The organism is Micromonospora sp. M51, assembly GCF_018070305.1.
In the GTDB taxonomy this organism is placed as follows: domain Bacteria; phylum Actinomycetota; class Actinomycetes; order Mycobacteriales; family Micromonosporaceae; genus Micromonospora; species Micromonospora parva.
Window position 1 is genome coordinate 1 of record NZ_JAGPXZ010001419.1, and the last position, 579, is coordinate 579.

The 579-nt window shown below is 75.3% G+C and carries 1 protein-coding gene; it reads right to left on the reverse strand.

From position 1 onward, the window contains the following. Positions 1-551: sensor histidine kinase (locus KBX53_RS35200; RefSeq protein ID WP_247676652.1), on the reverse strand; the 551-nt coding region annotated here is incomplete at its 3' end. Between the last annotated feature and the right edge of the window lie 28 nt (positions 552-579).

The following is a 579-nucleotide window of genomic DNA, read 5'->3' on the forward strand; positions in this document are numbered from 1 at the left end:
GCCAGCGGTAGGTGGACCGAGACGCGGAAGCCGCCCTCGGCGGTCTCGCCGGCGGCGAAGGTTCCGCCGAGCAGGGCAACCCGCTCCGACATGCCGCGCAGCCCCTGACCCGTCTCCACCCCGGCGGCGCCGGGAGATCCCCGGCCGTCGTCGACGACCTCCGCCGACAGCCGGGCCGGGGTGGCCCGGATCGTCACCGTGGCGCGGGTGGCGTGGGCGTGGCGCAGCACATTGGTCAGGGCCTCCTGCACGATCCGGTAGACGGTGCTGCCGACCACCGTGGGCAGGGCGTCGACAGGACCGTCGAGACGCAGCTCGACCGCCAGCCCACCACTGCGCACGCCCTCGACGAGCGGGCCCAACTGGGTGAGACCGGGGGCCGGCTCGCGCGGTCCGGGTTCGCGGCGCAGCGTGCCCAGCGTGGCCCGCAGCTCGGCCATGGCGCTGCCACTCACCGCGTGGATCGCGGCCAGAGCGGCCTCGGCCTGTCCGGGCTCGGCATCGGCAAGGGCCTCCCGGGCCACCGCCGACTGCAGGGTGACCACCGACATCGTGTGTCCGAGCGTGTCGTGCACCTCC